The sequence below is a fragment of the Polaribacter litoreus genome (assembly GCF_054584775.1).
In genome coordinates this window covers 260698-279320 of record NZ_JBTLRD010000001.1, presented here as the reverse complement: position 1 = coordinate 279320, position 18623 = coordinate 260698, and the positions used below count along the sequence as shown (strand labels likewise).

Genomic DNA, 18623 nt, shown 5'->3' with positions numbered 1-18623 from the left:
CAATTTATTAGAAATTCATAAGATACAAAGATTCCTTTCTCATTGGAATTTTTGTATCTTTTTTAAAATTTTAAAAATGACAAAACATATTGCTATTCTTAGAGTGCTATTTACAATAGTTGTAGTATTATTTTTATCCTGTGATAATAAAAGTAAAGTTAACAAAGAAAAACCAAATGTATTATGGCTTGTTGTAGAAGATATGAGTCCTCTTTTAAGCGTTTATGGAGATAAAACTGTAAATACACCTGTTCTAGATCAGTTTTCAAAAGAAAGTATTGTGTTTACAAATGCTTATTCTAATGGTGCACAATGTTCTCCTGCAAGGTCAACCCTAATATCTAGTATCTATGCACCAATGTTGGCAACAGATTTTCATAGAGAAAAAAGAAGCGTACCTGACAATTTTTATTTTCCAAAAATTTTAAAAGAGAATGGATATTATTGTACCAATAATCGTAAAACGGATTACAACGCAAAAAAATATCCAAGAGATATTTGGCATAGTTCTAATAAAAACGCTTCTTACAAGAATAGAGAAAATAAAGAGCAACCTTTCTTTGCTGTTTATAATTACAATGGCACGCATACAAAACGCGTAGCTACAAGAAACACAAAAAATAGAACCAATAGAAATGTAGATCTTAATAGTGTTTCCATTCCTCCTTATCTTCCAGATGTACCAGAAATTAGAGATGATATTGCCTGGTATTATGATGCCGTAGCAGAAATGGACAACTGGGTAAAAAAGAAATTAGAAGAACTTGAAAAATCTGGAGAAGCCGATAACACCATTGTCTTTTTTTACTCAGATCATGGAGGTTGTTTACCAAGAGGTAAAGCCTACCTTTATGATACAGGAACAAGAGTTCCTTTAATGGTTCGTTTTCCAAAAAAGTATCAGCATTTAGCTCAAAAAACAGCATCAAATAAAAATAGTAATCTGGTAGGTTTTGTTGATTTTGCTCCTACCCTATTAAATTTAGCTGGCATAGAAAAACCTGATTTTATGATGGGAAAACCCTTTTTAGGGAAAAACATACCAGCGCCTAAAAGTGAAATTTTTCTGTTTAGAGCAAATCAAGAACAAAGTTTTATTCCATCAAGAGCATTAACTGATGGAAGATATAAGCTTATTTGGAATTTTAATGCTGCTTACCCTAATGGAACAAGACAATCTTATCAATGGCAAATGCCATCTTATCAAGGTTGGGATTATGCTAATATTAAAGGGAATGTTACAGAAATTCAAAAGAAATTTTGGCAACCTACTGCAGCTTTAGAGTTTTTTGACACACATAATGATCCTTACGAAATTAATAATTTAGTTGACAAAGAAGAGCATCAATCTAAAATTAAAGAGTTAAAGGAGAAGTTGTTAAATCTTATGAAAGAGAAAAAAGATTTAGGACTTTACCCTTGGTCTATGAGAAGAAAAAAAGATAGTGTACCATTTTTTACCCATGCAAAAGAAACAAAACAACCTGTTGCTGCAATAATAGATGCTGCAGCCATCTCTAGTACTGTAACAAATAAAAATATTGATCAAATAAAAAAGTATTTAAATTCCAACGAACCTGCTATTAGATATTGGGGAACAGTTGGAGTGCTACAAATGCTAGAGAGAAAATTAATAAAAACACTTCCAAAAGAACTAATAGCAAACTTTAATAATACTGAAGAGAATATAGAAGTTAGACTTATGAGTGCAGAAGCTATGATTAAAGCCAATCAAAATAAAGCTGCTTTACAGTTTGTATTAGATCAAGTAAAAGCCAATTATTTTATTTCTTATGCCACATTACAAAACCTTGGTGATTTTGTAAAACCTATAGAAAAAGAACTTATAGAACTTCGAAAAGATAAATTTCTCAATCAATTCTATATCAAGTCTGCCCTTATCAATTCTGGCTATTTAAATTACAAGGACTTATGGAACCCTGATATTTAAAGTGTATTTTACTAGATAAACTAAGTAAAATATTCAATGAGATAAAAACAGTAGTTATGTTACTTTTTGATTATAATTTAATGACACAGAAATAGAAAAAAATCAGCACAATTTTACGAACATACTTTTGGTTTAACACTTTTTAAATAAAATACTGTTTTAAATTAATAAACCAAGTTTAAAAAGGTTTCTTTTTATGAAACTGAAAAATATTATAAGGCAAGGATGTACCACTTGCCTTTAATATAATAGTTCCATGTGATGGCAGCTCAAAGCTTCTGATTCGTTCTTTTGAAGATGGATAATTTTTATTATCCCAAATATCACGCAATTCATAACCTTTAGATACATCTATCCCAACATCAGATAAATTAAGTGCTATTGTTTCTGTTTTTTCAGATTTATTTAAAAGCGCAATCGCAATTTTACCACTCATAGTATGCGTAAGTGGTTTTGCCCATATTTCAAAATTATTGTTATTTATAATTCTTCTAGCTTGATACACTAAAGGATCTTGATTTATAGCGATTAACTCTTTATTGGTTAGTACATCAAGTGTTTCTTTTGAAATAGTTGTTAAATCGTTTCCAGCAATTAAAGGAGCACTTAGCATACACCACATGCTAAAATGAGATTTATCTTCTTCTAAAGTCATACCTCTACCAACTTGTAGCATATCCATATCGTTTACATGACCTGGGCCACTATACTTCCATAAATCTGCATTTTTATCTATGATGGATAAAACCGACTCAAAATTATTAGCAATATCAGCAGAAATACGCCATGAATCTGCTACACCAACCGCCCATTTTCCAGGAAATTGCCATCTACATATATTGTAAACTACATCTGGGCGCAACTCTCTTATGATTTTCCCAATTTTGGTGTATTGAGTTTCTTCGTCTAAATCAAGCCATGCTCCTCCACACCAATCCACTTTTATAAAATCATACTTCCAATCTTTTAAAAATAAAGTTAAATCTTGTTTCTCATAACCATAAAGCCCCATGCCTACACCAATAGTATCTTTGTCCCAATAAGATGCGCATGTATTAATACCTGCATCCGAGTAAATCCCTGCTTTTAATCCTTTTTTATGAATATATTCAGCTAAAGATTTCATACCATTAGGAAATCGTGTTTTGTGTACTAATAAGTTTCCATTACCATCTCTTCCACCAAAAAAACCATCGTCGATATTTACATAAGTATATCCAACAGCTTTCATTCCTGTAGCTACTAGAGCGTCTGCTTGTGCTTTAACAATATCTTCGTTAATGTTAATTCTATAATTATTCCAACTAGCCCATCCCATTAATGGTGTTTGAGGCTTTGTTAAATTTTCTTTTGGTTGACAGCTAAAACAAATTACAATAATGACTAAAATTAACACTCTCATACTGGTTTAAATTTCATTGTTTATAATGCTCTCAATAATATGAAATTTTAACTTTAACCATGAGGTCGTAATGATTTTATTGATTTTTGAAATAAACGATATACCCCCTTATTTGGTGTTTTTATACCCTTTTAAATATCCAAGAATATTTTTCTTTGTAAGTACAAATACTATTTTATGAAAACTAAATTTTTTCTATTTCTTTTTATCGTTTCTTACACTCAATTTGCTCAAGAGGCCAAAAAACCCAATATCATCATAATACTAACTGACGATCAAGGTTATGGAGATGTTGGTTTTAATGGTAACAAAAAAATGAAAACCCCTCATTTAGATGAACTTGCCAAAAATGGAGTAATTTTTACAAATGGGTATGTAAGTTATTCCGTCTGTGGCCCAAGTAGAGCAGGAATTATTACTGGAAGATATCAAGATAAATTTGGTTTTAGTAGAAACCCACTTTTTACACCAAAAGATGCCTCTTCTGGATTGCCCTTAGAAGAAGAAACAATCTCTGAGTATTTAAAAAAGGCTGATTATAATACAATGGCAATTGGAAAATGGCATTTAGGGGCACATAAATCTCAACGTCCTTTAAGTAGAGGTTTTGATGAGTTTTTCGGATTTTTATCAGGAGGTCACAAATATTTTCCTGAAGAGTTAACTAGAAATAATCTATCAGAAGTTCGTTCTCAATTTGATGCTTATAACACAAAGCTTTTAAAAAATGATAAACGAATACATGAAAAAGAATATCTAACAGACGCCTTTTCAAGAGAAGCTGTTAACTTTATAGAAAAACAAAATCAAAAGCCATTCTTTTTATATTTAGCTTACAATGCCCCACATGCGCCTTTAGAAGCTACAGAGAAATACTTATCTAGATATCCTCATATAAAAAATAAAAAGCGAAAAACTTATGCTGCAATGGTTAGCGCTGTTGATGATGGTGTAGGTTTGATTTTGAACAAGCTAAGAGAATTAAAAATTGAAGAGAACACCATTGTTTTTTTCTTATCTGATAATGGTGGTAATGAAAATAAAGGCTCCTACAATGGTGCACTTAGAAAAGGTAAGGGTTCTTTATATGAAGGAGGAATTAGAGTGCCTTTCGCAGTACAATGGAAGGGAAAAATTCCAGCAGGAAAAGTTTATGATAACCCAATTATTTCTCTAGATATTTTTGCAACAGTAGCAGAATATGCTCAAGTTTCGACAAAAAAAAGCTTAGATGGTGTAAATTTAATACCCTATTTAAATGGCAAAAATAAAGGTATTCCTCACAAAGAATTATATTGGAGAATGTACGATAAGAAATCTATTGCCATCAGAAAAAATAATATCAAACTCATAAAAAATAAGAAAGGTGAAGTAGCACTCTACAACCTTTCTAATGATATTTCTGAAAAGAATATTTTGAAGGATAGCATCACCTTAAAAAAACTACAAGAACTCCACAAAACTTGGAACTCCTTTAACATAAACCCTGCCTTTGATGGGTTAGGCCAAAACAAAAGCTATAATTTAAAACATCCTAATCGATTTAAAAATGGTGAAAAATATTAGATTGACTCGTTTTTTATGTATAACACAACTATTGCTTTTTATAATAGTTATAACATCTTGCGAATCGCAAAATTCCAAGAATTACTATTTTAACCCCATATCTGGGAATAACCAAAATTCAGGAACTTCTAAAACTGCACCTTTTAAAACATTATCAAAAATAAAAGAGTTAACGTTATTACCTGGAGATTCTATTTTGTTAGCAGCAAATACCACTTTTACAACTCCTTTAATTTTAGAAAATGTTCAGGGTTCAGAACAGCAACCAATTGTAGTTTCTAGTTATTCAAACAGTAATAATTCACAAAAAGCAATCATTAAAACGAATGGTTATTTAAATGGAATTCGAGTTGAAAATGCTAGCTTTATTGAAATCAATAATCTGAAAATTTCAGCAAATCCATTAAAAAAAGAGAATAAAAGCACTAAAAAGGAAATGCGATGTGGTGTTTTGGTAAACACTTCAGTAAAAAACAACTACAAACATATTTATTTAAAAAACCTTGACGTAGCAAATATTTTTTATGAAAATGAAAATACTACGAGATCTTTAAAAGAAACAAAATCTGCGAATGGAACTCAAAATTATGGTTATGGAATTCGTGTTATCAACAAAACCAAAGATGCAGTTTTAAATGATATAAAAATTGAATCTTGTACTGTAACAAATGTTTCTCATACAGGCATAAAATTAACTTCTTGGAAAAATAAACGTAATTATGGAATCGAAGATTTTATGATTTCTAACACTAAAGTAAGCAGAACTGGTGGTCCAGGAATTCAAATGTCTGGGGTTAAAGACGGACATATTTTTAACAATACTGTTGATAAATCTGGCAGTAATGACGATTCTAGAAAATGGGCAAGAGGAAGTGGATTATGGACCTGGGGTTCAGCCAATGTTTTAATTGAGAAAAATAGATTCACAAATGCCAATGGTCCAGGAGATTCTGCAGGAGCTCATATAGATTTTAACTGCAATAATATTGTGTTACAATACAACTTTAGTGCAAATAATGCTGGCGGATTTTGTGAAATTTTAGGCAATAATTACAATTGTGCATACAGATATAATATTAGTGTAAATGATGGCTATAGGGTAAAAGGAGAAAATAACGCATTTCAAGAGGGTAAAATATTTTGGTTGAGTGGTTATGTTGGTCGTAGGCAAAAAAGAAACGGTCCTTTTAATAGCTATTTTTACAACAATACCATTTATGTAAAAACATCAATTCAAGCAAAAATGGCAATAACCAGGAAAGCAAAGGGTGTTTTAATTGCAAATAACATATTCCATATAGAAGGGGTTAGTAAAATGGTAAATGGCGATCAATACAATCCAGAAAAAAAAGATAAATCAGTTTCAAAAAACATCTTTTTTGAAAATAATTTATTTCTTCACAAATCGAGTTGGCCAGAAAAAATGCCAATTCAAGATAAAAAACCAATGTTTGGAGATGCAAAATTTAAAAATTTAGGAGGACTATCTTTACAAGATTATATTCCTAGCAATGTAGAATTAATAAAAAACAAAGGAATTAATATACAAAAATTAGCCAATGACACCATTGGTTCTATATATGGATTATCCTTAAAAAAAGATATATTAGGGAATACTATTATAGGTTTACCAGATTTAGGAGCAGTAGAAATAGCTACAGAATAACATGATTTTTAAAGACAAAACATACGTTATTTTTTTAATTTTTACACAATTTTTAATTGGGCAAAATCTAATTAAAAACGGAAATTTTGAGTCCAATAAAGACCATTGGGAAGGTTTTAATAACCAAGTTTTAAAAGACGACCTTACAAACTCTTTTGTTGGTAATGTAAATAATTCAGCAGGTTCTTTACTTCAAGTTTTCTCTTTAACAGCAGGCAAAACCTATAATGTAGCTTTCGATTACAGATGGGTAAGTGGTAATGGAAATTACAACATGACAGTACGTGTAAAAAAAGGAACAACAGGAGATGATATTCAAACTTTAAAATTAGACACTACTCCAGATGTTTGGAAAACAGTTAGTTTTACATTTACAGCTCCTGAAAATATATCAAAGGCAAGAATAGTGTTTTATAAAGTTAACGAAAATAGACCTTTACGCATTGATAATGTTATCATTATAGATGAAGATTTTGAATCTAGCCTTATAGACCTAAAAACTCCTTTAAATGCTCAACCAAATGGAGTGGCTGGAGATTGGGTTTTAGATTTTAGTGATGAATTTAATGATGAAAGCTTAGACCTTACAAAATGGAGAAAAAGTGTAAGTACAAAAACAAGACAACCTAGATGGAGTAAAGGCATACACGATTGGAGATGGATTGCAGAAAATGCCTTTGTAAATACAGATGGTAAACTAGTTTTAAGAGCTACAAAAACTAACAATACCACAATGCGTTGTGGATCTGTAGAATCTAGAGGATTATATGAAGTTAAATATGGCTATTTAGAAGCAAAAATAAAAATTGCAAAAACGGCAAAAGGCAATCATACTGCGTTTTGGTTACAAGGAAAAAACCAAGGTAATGTAGATAACTCAGCTGCAGATGGTGCAGAAGTTGATATTTTTGAATCTGCTTGGACATCTAATACCTCTAAAGCTGTGGTACATTATGATGGCTATGGATCTTTCAAAAAAAATCATACCATACCTTTTAATACCCCAAATATTCATGATGATAAATTCCATACCTATGGTTTACTATGGACAGAGAATGCAATGTATGTTTATTATGATGGTATTCAAGTAACTTCTACCAATGCGAATAAACCTTTTCCTTTTTCTACAAATCCTTCAAATGGACAAGATTTAGTACCACAAGTAGAAGAATGGTTATGGCTTTCTGTTGGTGCAAGTTTTGGAGATGGAGATTTTACAAGTCAACCAATAGGGTTATTATCTGATGCTTTGGTAGATTATGTAAGGGTGTTTAAACCATCTCAAGCATTAAGTATAAAAAATAATACAAGTGATGTTTTGCAAATCTACCCAAACCCTGTTCACAATTTTTTAAATGTAAAAGCCTTAAAACCAAATTCTAAGACAACCATTTTTGATATAAAAGGAAAAGAAATATTTCAACAGAAAACTACAACAGAAAATGTAAAAATTAATTTTCAAGGTTTTGCTAAAGGGATTTATTTTATCAAAATCAATCAAAAAGATAAAATAACCGTCAAAAAAATCATCTTTTAGTGATTTTTGTCTTGATTCCCTCCTTCCCTCCTTTAGTTGAGTGCATTGCCCATTTTTTTCTCTTCATTCGTTTTTCTTTTGAGATTATTAATTAGTCAAAAAATTAATTTCACTATTTCATTTGCAACATTTATACCCTAATTAAGAAACTTTTCAATGCAAATGCAGTGCATTTTGTTACGTAGCTTTACATCAAATAGATAAACTAAAAACTAAAAAAATGAAAAAACATTACTTCACTATTTTATTATTATTACTTTGCAGCTTTTCCTTCGCTCAGAATCCGATAGCCCATTATAATTTTAACAATAGTTTAAATGATGAGACTGGAAATTGGAATTTATCACCCTCTTCAGGATTCACTCCTATATTTGAAACAGGCCAAGATGGTACAGCAAACAGTGCAATTGCTGGATTTGGAGCTGAAGATTTTTTAACAACAGTAGATAATTTTGCTCCTTTTAATGGAAGTGCAGAGCGAACAGTAACTGCTTGGGTTAAATTACCAATAGCTGCGGCTGGAAAAAATCTTGCTGTTTTGGGTTTAGGAAACAACGACAATAATCTCGAAAAATTTACTTTTGGAACAATAGCTGCAAATAGTCAAACAGAATCAAGAAACAGAGTAGAAGTTAAAGGGAATGGTAAAACAGGTAACGTAAATTTAGCAGTAGATACTTGGGTGCATATTGCAATTACCTATACTTCTGTAGGATCAAGTACTTTTAAATTATACGTAAATGGAGTGTTAGACGTAGAAAAAACGATTAATAACCCCATAAATACTGGTGAAAGTGCTTTATTAATAGGAAATGATTATACACTTAATGGAACTACAGGATTAAGAGAAAGAGGTTGGCCAGGAGCAATTGATGATGTTAGAATTTTTGATACGGTTTTAACAGAAGCTCAAATTACTGCAATATACAGTTCAACTTTAAGTACAAATAATTATACAAAAAAGACTGTTGGAATCTATCCAAATCCTATAAAAAACCATTTATTCATATCAAACCCTAACACACATACTGTAGAAATATTTGATATTTTAGGTAAACTAAAACTAAGTGTAAAAGAATATAACGTAAATGGTATTGATACTAGTAATTTATCTCATGGGGTTTACATTATTAAAGTATATGATGAGCAGAAATCAGTATTAGGAACAGTTAAAGCAATTAAAAATTAAGTTGATTTTTAAACTGAAAATTAAAAGAGGTGGTTTTAAACTGCCTTTTTTAATTTAAAAAAACACTTTAAAACATGATAAAATCTCGTAAAATCTCATCGATTTTTAATTGCAACATTTATACCCCTTTTGTGATACTTAATATTTTTAAGAAACTGTTAATTTTACGAAGAATTTACAAATTAAAAACAATACAATGAAAAATTTTTTTCGAATTTTATTCTTTTCATTAATTACATTAACCTCTTGTACAGACGATAATTTAATATCTATAGATTATTCAGAGTTTGATGCAATCCTTTCTGAAGCTAATAGTATAGCAGATGTTTCTAAAGAAGGTAATAAAAACGGAGATATTATTATAGGATCTACTGAAATTTTAAATACTGTTATAGAAAAATATACTCCATACAGAGAAACTGCAATTAACCAAGGAACAATAAATATAGCAACCGAAAGATTAAAAAGTGCAGTAGAAACATATAAGTTAAGCATTGTAATTGTTGATGGTACTACTTTAGAAAGTACCATAGCAAATGCCCAATCATTGCATGACAATGCAGAAGAAGGAGCATTTCCTGGAGAATACCAAGCAGGTTCAAAAGCTATTCTACAAGCAGCATTAGATGAAGCTAAAACGGTTTCTAATAACACAAACGCTACCCAAGCAGAAATAGATACAGCTCTTAGTAATTTACTTGCTAGTATAAATGAATTTAATGATGCTGAAATACCACCTTTAGATTTTGATAGTCTAAATACCGAAATAGATCAAGCTCAATCATTACATGATAATGCTGTTGAGGGTACTAATATTGGAGAATATGCTTCAGGTTCAAAAGCAGTTTTCCTTACAGCTATAAATGATGCTAGAGATGTAGTTAATGCTACAACTCCTCTAACTCAAGGAGAAATAGATGCTGCACTTACTGCTTTACAAAATGCAACTGTTGCGTTTGAAGCAGGTAAAGTTGGAGGCCCTACAAGAGATACAACTGCTTTAGAAAATGCCATTTCAGATGCACAAGCATTACACGATAATGCTGTTGAAGGAAGTAATTTAGCAGAATATCCTTCAGGATCTAAAGCAATACTGCAACAAGCTATTAATAATGCGCAAACAGTGGTTAATGATATTAGCTTAGGACAACCAGAAGTTGATACTGCATTAGCTAACTTGCAAGCTGCAGTTACTACCTTTGAAAACTCGGTAAACGCAATATCAGTTGTAAATTTTGCCGGAGATACATACATAGAAACACCATCTTTTCAAGGGATTACTGGTGGTACAAACAGAACTATGGAAGCTTGGATTAATACAACAGCAAACTCAAATAACCAAACGTTAATTTTATCCTGGGGTGTAAATTCTGCACAAGAAAAATGGGATATGAGAATTAACCAAGGAAAATTAAGAATAGAGTATTCAGGAGGTGGAATAAATGGCACACAGATTATAAATGATGGTGTTTGGCATCATGTTGCAATAGTTGTATCTAATAACGGAGCTAACCTAGATGAAACCTTACTTTATGTAGACGGTTCTTTAGACGCAATATCTGGTGGATCTGGCGCTAACCCTATAAATTCTTCTGCTACGAATAACTTTAATATTGGTAGAAGTGCTAGTCAGACAGATAGATTTTTTATCGGTTCTATAAGTGATGTAAGAATTTGGAACGTTGCAAGAAGCGAAAGTGAAATAGCATCTAATAAAGACACTCGTTTAACAGGTAACGAAGCTGGTTTGGTTGGATATTGGAAACTAAACGATGGTTCTGGTACTGTAGCATCAGATTCAAGTACTTCAAATCATACTGGTAATATAATAGGTACTAACTTTACTTGGGATAAATTATTTACTGGCTTGCCTTTTTCTAATTAAAATAACTAAACTATATATCTAAATATAAAAGAAACTTGCACAAAAAAATTGTGTAAGTTTTTTTTTACAAAAAGAAATATTAATATTATATTCAATAATTAAATCTAATTTTAAACTATTCCTAATAATTAAGCATGAAATTTACACAAATCATATATTTTATTCTTTTTGTTGTTTCTTTTGGATATGCTCAAACTGTTAAATACCCTTCTATAGCCTTAACTATAAATGAGGCTCCATTTTATAAAAAAACCAATTCTTTGTACCAAGATAATTTAGGCTACTTATGGTTGGGTACTATAAATGGCTTATACAGATATAATGGTTATGGAATAGAAAAATATCAATATGATGTTTTTAATGAAAACTCTTTACCAAATAATAATATAAATTCTATTGTTGAAGATAATTATGGAAATCTCTGGTTAGGTAGTGAGAGTTATTTAATATATTACGATAGAGCCAACAACATTTTTAAAGGGTTTTACAAAGATAGAACCTCTAAAATTCTAGGGAAATCTTCAGATGGCACTGTATGGTCTTTTACACAAAAAATCGGATTAATAAAAATAACACCAAAAAAAGAACTAGAAAAATCAAAGCTAAACACCGAATTCAATTATCAGCAAAAAAATAATATATTTAATTCTAGAATTCAGGCAAATCAATATTTACAAGACAACTACAATAGAAATTGGTTTGCAACTTCTAAAGGCTTAATTGTTTTAGATCATAAATTAAATAACAGAACTACAAATTTTAAAAAAAACACAATAGCAATTCACAAAAGCGACAGTAACAACTTTCTAGTAGCAACTAAAAAGAGTATTTACTGCTTAAAATACAATAAAAAAAACTACAATATAAAGGTAGTTAGTAATTATCCAATAGATGTTTTCAAAAACGGTAAAAAAAACGAAATAATTATTAATACATTAACTGTTGATACAAATGGTAGTACGCTTTGGATTGGAACAAATCTAGGATTAATAAAAGGTGTAAAAGAGGGTAATAAATATGTATTTACTAAAGTTAACGAAAAAAAGAACTTAAACAATCAAATAAATACAACTCTTATTGACAGTTTTGATAATTTATGGATTGGCTCTCAAAGAGGCGTTAGTAAGCTTGCTGGTAAATCTTCATTATTTAAAAACTACAAACTTGGAGGTGACTTAACAAATACTTTTTCGTCTCATTTGCTAAGCGAAAATAAAAACCAACTTCTTGTAGCATTTAAAAATAATGGAGTTTTTAGATATAACATAAAAACCAAAACAACAGAAAGATTCTTAACAGGTAACAAAGAAATCTATTTTATTAAGCATACAAATAATAACGAAGAATTATTTATTGGTTATGGAAACACGTTAATACAAACCCAAAATTACAGCATAAATAAACTACAACCCAAGGTAAAAACTATTAAAAAATTTACTAAATCTGTATTAGATATAATTCATTTTAATGATAATGATATCTGGGCTGGCTTATGGGGAAAAGGAATAGACATCATAAAAACAAAAGAACCGCTTTCTAATTTTGAAAAAAAAGTAATTGCCTCTTTATCTAGAACAAATGTATACGTAATGCATTTAGATAAAAATGATAATATTTGGATTGGTACTAGAGGAAATGGCTTATTTAAAATTAACAGAAAAAATAAACAAATACAACACCTACAACCTAAAAAAAATGGTTTGTGCTCTAATGCTATATTAAGCATAGCAGAAAGTAGTAATGGTAATATTTGGATTGGTACTAGAGGTGGTGGTTTAAACCATTATAACATTACAAATGATGTTATAACAACATATAATACTAAAGACGGCTTGCTCTCAAATACAATTTCTGGTATCAGAGAAGATGCTAATGGTAATTTGTGGATAAGTACAGATAGTGGTATCTCATTCCTTGATGCAAAAACAAAACGGTTTAAAAGTTTTGGTATTGATAACGGAATCGAAGAAAATCAATTCAGTTTTAACACACAAAGTATTTTTGAAAACTCAGTTTTTTTTGGTACAATAGGTGGTTTTTACGAAATAAACACGGCTAAATTTAATGTTAATAACAATGTGCCTAATACCGTAATTACAGAATTTTCTATATTTGGTAACAGTCACGATAATAAGGCAATACAAGAAAAAAACCAGTTATTAAAAGAACAAATCAGAAAAAATAAACATATAACATTAAATTATAACGAAAATAATTTAGTCGTAAAATTCTCTTCATTAGACTTTACTGCACCAGGTAAGAATAAATATGCGTATAAGCTAGATGGTGTTAATGACTTTTGGGTAAACACAGACGGATCAAACAGAAGTGCCAATTACAATAATTTACCCAATGGAGATTATATCTTTAAAGTAAAGAGTAGTAATAGTGATGGCGTTTGGAACCACAAACCTATTTCTTTAAGCTTTTCTATTGCTCCACCATTTTGGAAAAGTAACACAGCCTTATTTATTTACACAATTTTAATTCTCTTAGCAATTTACGCTGCTTTTTTATTAGTTAGAAAATGGTACCGTTTAAAACAAAATTTAGTTGCAGAAACTGTAAGTAGACAAAAAGACAACGAGTATCATAGAATGCGAATGGTGTTTTTTACAGATATATCTCACGAGTTAAGAACTCCGTTAACCCTAATTAGAGGAACTGTAGAAAAAGCAATAAACGACACCAATTTTACATTGAATGCAAATTCTATAAATAGAATTCAAAATAATATTATTAGAATGAACAAGCTTATCAATCAAATAATGGATATTAGAAGACACGATAGTGGTAAGTTTAAACTAAGAATATCAAAAAATAATATCGAAGAAAATCTAACTAAAATCAAAAATGATTTTAATGATTTGGCTAGAGTAAATCATATAGATTACAAATTAAAATCTAAAATAAATCATTCAGAAGCGTTTTACGATGTTCAAATACTTGAAAAAATTCTATTTAATTTATTATCTAACGCCTTTAAATATACACCAGAAAAAGGTAAAATTGTTATTAAAGCTAAAATTTTAAAATCAAAAGCAATACCCAAACATATTGTAAAAAACTTAAAGAAAGGAAACTATTTAAAATGCCAAGTAACAGATACAGGTATAGGAATATCGGAAAAAGATTTACCTTATATTTTTAACAGGTTTTACCAAGCCACAAAAGTAATTACCAACCAAATTCCAGGTACAGGTATAGGTATGGAACTTGTTGCAAAATTAACAAAACTTCATAATGGTTATATAGAGGTAGATAGCAAAAAGCACGAATTTACAAAGTTTACATTTTACCTCCCTGTAGATAAAAATCATTATTCAGATGATAGTTTAATTACTACACTTGCAAATAATGTAGATGAAAATTCAAATAAATTCGATTCAATCTACAAAAATCCTGTGTATCTGTCTAATGAAAGTGAAAATACTACATCAAACAAAGGAAAACCAAAAGTGCTTTTAGTAGAAGACAACAAAGAAATACTAAATTTTCTTGAACAAGGTCTTCAAAACGATTTTTATATTTTAAAAGCTACAAACGGTAAAGAAGGTTATGATGCTGCCGTAAATGAAAATCCTGAATTAATTTTAAGTGATATTTTAATGCCAGAAGAAGATGGCGTTTCTATGCTTAAAAGAATTAAAGAGAATAAAGACTTGGCACACATTCCTATTTACATTCTCTCTGCTAATGGTTTTGATGAAACTAAATTAGAATGTATAAAATTAGGAGCAGATGATTTTATTGATAAGCCTTTTAGCTTAGAGTTTGTGCGTTGGAAAATAAAAAACAACTTACAAAAAGGAAACGATTTAAAAGAACGCTATAGCAGAATTGTGTCAATTAATCCATCAGAAGTTACCATAGAAACACCTAATGATAAGTTTATAAGAAAATTGGTTAAAATTATAGAAAACTCTTTAGATGATAATTTGTTAAGCGTAGAGTATTTGGCTTCAGAAGTTGGTGTTAGTAGAGCAAGTTTATACAGAAAATTACAAAAAATAGCTAACATATCTCCTGTAGAATTTATCAAACAAATTCGTTTAAAAAGAGCTACTCAACTTTTAAAAAACGATAGTTTATACGTATCTGAAATTGCACATATGACAGGTTTTAATAACTTAAAGTATTTTAGTAAATGTTTTAAAAAAGAATATGGTGTAACCCCAACCGATTACAAAAAAAACTTGGTTGAAAAGAATAAAAACTCAGATGTTAATAGTTAAAATAAATAGTTATTCATAAACCACTACAGATTAACTAATAAACACATATTTTGTAACATTTTCTACCTTAAGATGAGATACAATAAGCCTTAGATATGCTCATTAGTTTATAATTTAGTAAAACACAATAACTACAATTATAAATGAAACATATTAACTTAAAAATTATCATAATTCTTTTTTTTGCTACAACAGTTTTTCCTTTTTCTACTGATGCACAAAACCAAGATAAGCCCAATATTCTTTTATTTATAATAGAAGATATGTCTGATTTTTACTTGCCTGCTTATGGTAATAACATTGTACAAACACCAAATGTTGATCGATTGGCAAACACATCCAATAGTGTTATTTTCGATAATGGTTATTCAAACGGAGCTGCCTGTTCTCCTGCAAGAACTACATTAATTACAGGAATTTATTCATCTGCTTTGGGCGCAGAACAACATCGTAGAGATATAGAATATCCTCACGAATTTTTCTGGACAAAATTGATGCAAAATGCTGGATATTGGACATCAAATGTTGGTAAAACAGATTACAATATTAAAAATGAAGACGCATTATTAAGTCAGATTTGGAATAACTCAAACGGAACATTTCAAAATGCACCTGCAAACAAACCTTTCTTTTGTATCGAAAATAATTTTGATACTCACATGTCAAAAATTACAGATACTAGAGATATTGCTAACGATAGAAAAAATAGAACAGTGGCATTAAATGAAGTAAATATTCCTCAATATTTACCAGACCTAAATTTAATAAGAGATGACATGGCTTGGTATTATGAAAGAATTAAAGTGATGGATAATTGGCTAGGTAACCGATTAAATGCATTAAATAATTCTGGAAGAGCAGATGATACTATTATATTTTTTATGGCAGATAATGGAGGCTCTATGTCTGGTAGTAAAGCCTTTTTAAGACAAGATGGAATGAAAGTACCCATAATTGGTTATTTTCCTGAAAAATGGAAACATCTTGCCCCACCAAGTACTAATGGACGAAGCAACGCTATTGTAGAATTTGTAGATTTTCCTAAATCTATATTAAGTATTGCTGATGTAGCAATACCTGAAGAAATGCAGGGTAGAATCTTTTTGGGTGAAAATCAAGAACAAGAAGAGAATTATGCCTACGGAATTTTAGCAAACCAAGGAAACTATTTTATTCCATCAAGAGCCATAACAGATGGCAATTACAAATTCATTTGGCACTACAATAATTTTTGGGCTAAAGGAGTTAGAAAACAATTTCAATTTCAAATGCCTGGTTTCCAAGCTTGGGAAAATGCATATAGAAATGGCAGTTTGTCTGGTGTTCAAGCAGATTTTTGGGAACCCAATCCTACCTTCGAACTTTTTGATTTAAATGCAGATCCAGGAGAAGTAAATAATTTAGCAAATAATGCCAATTATGCTAATAAATTACAAGAAATGAAAACGGCTCTAAAGCAGAAAATTAGAGCTATTAAAGATATTGGTTTTAACCCAATAACTCTTAGAGATACCATTACTAATGGTAGTTATTATGAAGTTGTTAGAGATAGAAATATTAATATGGAAGCCATCTATGCTGCTGCAGAATTGGCAAGTGAAGCAGAGGCTTCAGATCTCAATAAAATTGTAGAAAATTTACTCAACGCTAATCCAACAGTACGTTATTGGGGTGCAGTTGGTATTGCTAGTTTGGCATATCACGAAAAAATAAACACTTTACCAGATGAGGTTTTTAAATTTATGAATTTAGAAAATGAAAATATAGAATCTCGTTTAATGTGTGCATTTGCAGCAGCGTCTGTTGGTAAACTTTGTGAAGCAAATAAAGTATTTACCAGTTTAGCTTCAGATAAAATGACTGTAGTTTTTTTAGCAACGCTAAAAGATCCATCACCATTTGCTCAATTCATTTATGATGTCTATCAATCGAATACTGGGAGTTTTCCAAATCGATCAGCATTAGTAAATGTTGGTATTATGAGTTATGATGATTTAATTGACCCAAGTTCTAATCCAAACTTAGACTTAAGTATATTATCTTCTTCAAGTGTTTTAGACAATTGTAATCAAGAAGCATTATGTGCAGATGAACAAGGCGATTTTTTTAATGAAAGCACACTATCTAACAACTGGACATTACTTAACGGTACTTTTAATAACGATATTGAAATTAGCAACAATCGTTTAAAAATAAATTATACCTCAGGAAATCAAGGTGTAGAACGCGAATTTACACCGAAAAATAGCGATAATACAAAGCTTACGTTTACCATAAATAGCGAACGTAATTGGTTAAGAAATTTTGTATTATTTAAAAATCAAGCAGGTGATACTTTAGGAGGTATTGTAATAGGGAATAACGAAAATAAATTTATTGCAACTATAGCCAATAAAGAAAGTTTAAGAAATAATACCCCTCAAATTGGCAAAGATATTTTAGGAACTACTTTTATTAAAAACATAGATTATACCATTGATGTAACATTTAATTTTACAAACCAAACGTATGATGTTTCCGTTGAAGGTTTTGAGAGTGTTAAAGCAACTGCTGTTCCTTTTTGGTCAACAAACAACCCAGTAAATATTGGTAAATTCAACTTTACATTAAACAGTATTTTCAACAATTCTTTGGGGATACATTTAGACAATTTAATTCTCAAAGAAGTTACAAACTATTCGCAGAATTTTGATACCACTTATGCATCTCTAGTGAATTTAATTTATAACTCTAATATTGGTCCAGAACAAGAACAATATCCAGAAAGCGCTTACCAAACACTCTACAGTTATTTTGTATCCTTAACATTACCAGATTGTAATACTTCACAAACTGAGTACAATAGTATAGAGTCGGAAATGACAACAGAAATAAATAAATTTCTAGCCTCTAAAAATTCTTTATCAACAACAAGTTTTGGTAATTCCAATTTTGAACTGAATATCTATCCAAACCCTGTAAAGGGCAATAAAACGCTATCATTACAATTTAATAATAAGCTATCTACTCAAAATTTCACTTTTAATTTAGTAGATGTAACTGGTAAATTGGTTTTTAGTAATAGGTATCATTATAAGAATAAAGTAACCCTAAGCTTACCCCAGAATATTAAGAGTGGCTTATATATTGCAACAATTAAAACAAGAAATAAAACCATTAAGAAAAAGCTAATTATTCAACAATAATATTGAA

Annotated in this window: 9 protein-coding genes; 8 read left to right on the top strand and 1 reads right to left on the bottom strand. The window is 30.0% G+C overall.

Annotated elements, in window-relative coordinates:
- The first annotated feature begins 76 nt into the window (after window positions 1–76).
- Complete coding sequence (locus ACW9UN_RS00920) at window positions 77–1951, top strand: sulfatase family protein (protein ID WP_459483115.1); 1875 nt, start codon at window positions 77–79, stop codon at window positions 1949–1951.
- 178 nt (window positions 1952–2129) lie between these two features.
- Here the strand turns inward: ACW9UN_RS00920 and ACW9UN_RS00915 are convergent, their stop codons facing one another.
- Window positions 2130–3353, bottom strand: coding sequence for a glycoside hydrolase family 27 protein (locus ACW9UN_RS00915; RefSeq protein ID WP_459483114.1), 1224 nt, complete (start codon window positions 3351–3353; stop codon window positions 2130–2132).
- 177 nt (window positions 3354–3530) lie between these two features.
- Here ACW9UN_RS00915 and ACW9UN_RS00910 point away from each other — a divergent pair, with 177 nt between their 5' ends.
- The 7 genes from ACW9UN_RS00910 to ACW9UN_RS00880 all read left to right on the top strand — a co-directional run bounded on the left by ACW9UN_RS00910 (window position 3531) and on the right by ACW9UN_RS00880 (window position 18616).
- Window positions 3531–4919, top strand: coding sequence for a sulfatase family protein (locus ACW9UN_RS00910; RefSeq protein ID WP_459483113.1), 1389 nt, complete (start codon window positions 3531–3533; stop codon window positions 4917–4919).
- On the top strand, window positions 4903–6585 hold the full coding sequence (locus tag ACW9UN_RS00905; RefSeq protein ID WP_459483112.1) for a right-handed parallel beta-helix repeat-containing protein: 1683 nt from the start codon (window positions 4903–4905) through the stop codon (window positions 6583–6585). The genes ACW9UN_RS00910 and ACW9UN_RS00905 overlap by 17 nt, the downstream gene beginning before the upstream one ends.
- Before the next feature lies 1 nt (window position 6586).
- Entirely contained in the window at window positions 6587–8122 is a 1536-nt protein-coding gene (locus ACW9UN_RS00900; protein WP_459483111.1) for a T9SS type A sorting domain-containing protein, read from the top strand.
- Window positions 8123–8342: 220 nt separating this feature from the next.
- Window positions 8343–9311 (top strand): LamG-like jellyroll fold domain-containing protein, encoded by a 969-nt coding sequence (locus ACW9UN_RS00895; protein ID WP_459483110.1) that lies wholly within the window; start codon window positions 8343–8345, stop codon window positions 9309–9311.
- A gap of 196 nt (window positions 9312–9507) precedes the next feature.
- The gene (locus ACW9UN_RS00890; RefSeq protein WP_459483109.1) at window positions 9508–11196 is read left to right on the top strand and encodes a DUF4972 domain-containing protein; all 1689 of its coding nucleotides are present in this window, start codon (window positions 9508–9510) and stop codon (window positions 11194–11196) included.
- Window positions 11197–11330: 134 nt separating this feature from the next.
- Complete coding sequence (locus tag ACW9UN_RS00885; protein WP_459483108.1) at window positions 11331–15431, top strand: hybrid sensor histidine kinase/response regulator transcription factor; 4101 nt, start codon at window positions 11331–11333, stop codon at window positions 15429–15431.
- Window positions 15432–15574: 143 nt separating this feature from the next.
- Entirely contained in the window at window positions 15575–18616 is a 3042-nt protein-coding gene (locus ACW9UN_RS00880; RefSeq protein WP_459483107.1) for a sulfatase-like hydrolase/transferase, read from the top strand.
- Window positions 18617–18623: the final 7 nt, after the last annotated feature.

Coding starts and splice junctions, on each gene's coding strand:
- ACW9UN_RS00895 (WP_459483110.1), top strand. CDS start 8,343: ATGAAAAAACATTACTTCACTATTTTATTATTATTACTTTGCAGCTTT.
- ACW9UN_RS00900 (WP_459483111.1), top strand. CDS start 6,587: ATGATTTTTAAAGACAAAACATACGTTATTTTTTTAATTTTTACACAA.
- ACW9UN_RS00885 (WP_459483108.1), top strand. CDS start 11,331: ATGAAATTTACACAAATCATATATTTTATTCTTTTTGTTGTTTCTTTT.
- ACW9UN_RS00910 (WP_459483113.1), top strand. CDS start 3,531: ATGAAAACTAAATTTTTTCTATTTCTTTTTATCGTTTCTTACACTCAA.
- ACW9UN_RS00915 (WP_459483114.1), bottom strand. CDS start 3,353: ATGAGAGTGTTAATTTTAGTCATTATTGTAATTTGTTTTAGCTGTCAA.
- ACW9UN_RS00890 (WP_459483109.1), top strand. CDS start 9,508: ATGAAAAATTTTTTTCGAATTTTATTCTTTTCATTAATTACATTAACC.
- ACW9UN_RS00905 (WP_459483112.1), top strand. CDS start 4,903: ATGGTGAAAAATATTAGATTGACTCGTTTTTTATGTATAACACAACTA.
- ACW9UN_RS00880 (WP_459483107.1), top strand. CDS start 15,575: ATGAAACATATTAACTTAAAAATTATCATAATTCTTTTTTTTGCTACA.
- ACW9UN_RS00920 (WP_459483115.1), top strand. CDS start 77: ATGACAAAACATATTGCTATTCTTAGAGTGCTATTTACAATAGTTGTA.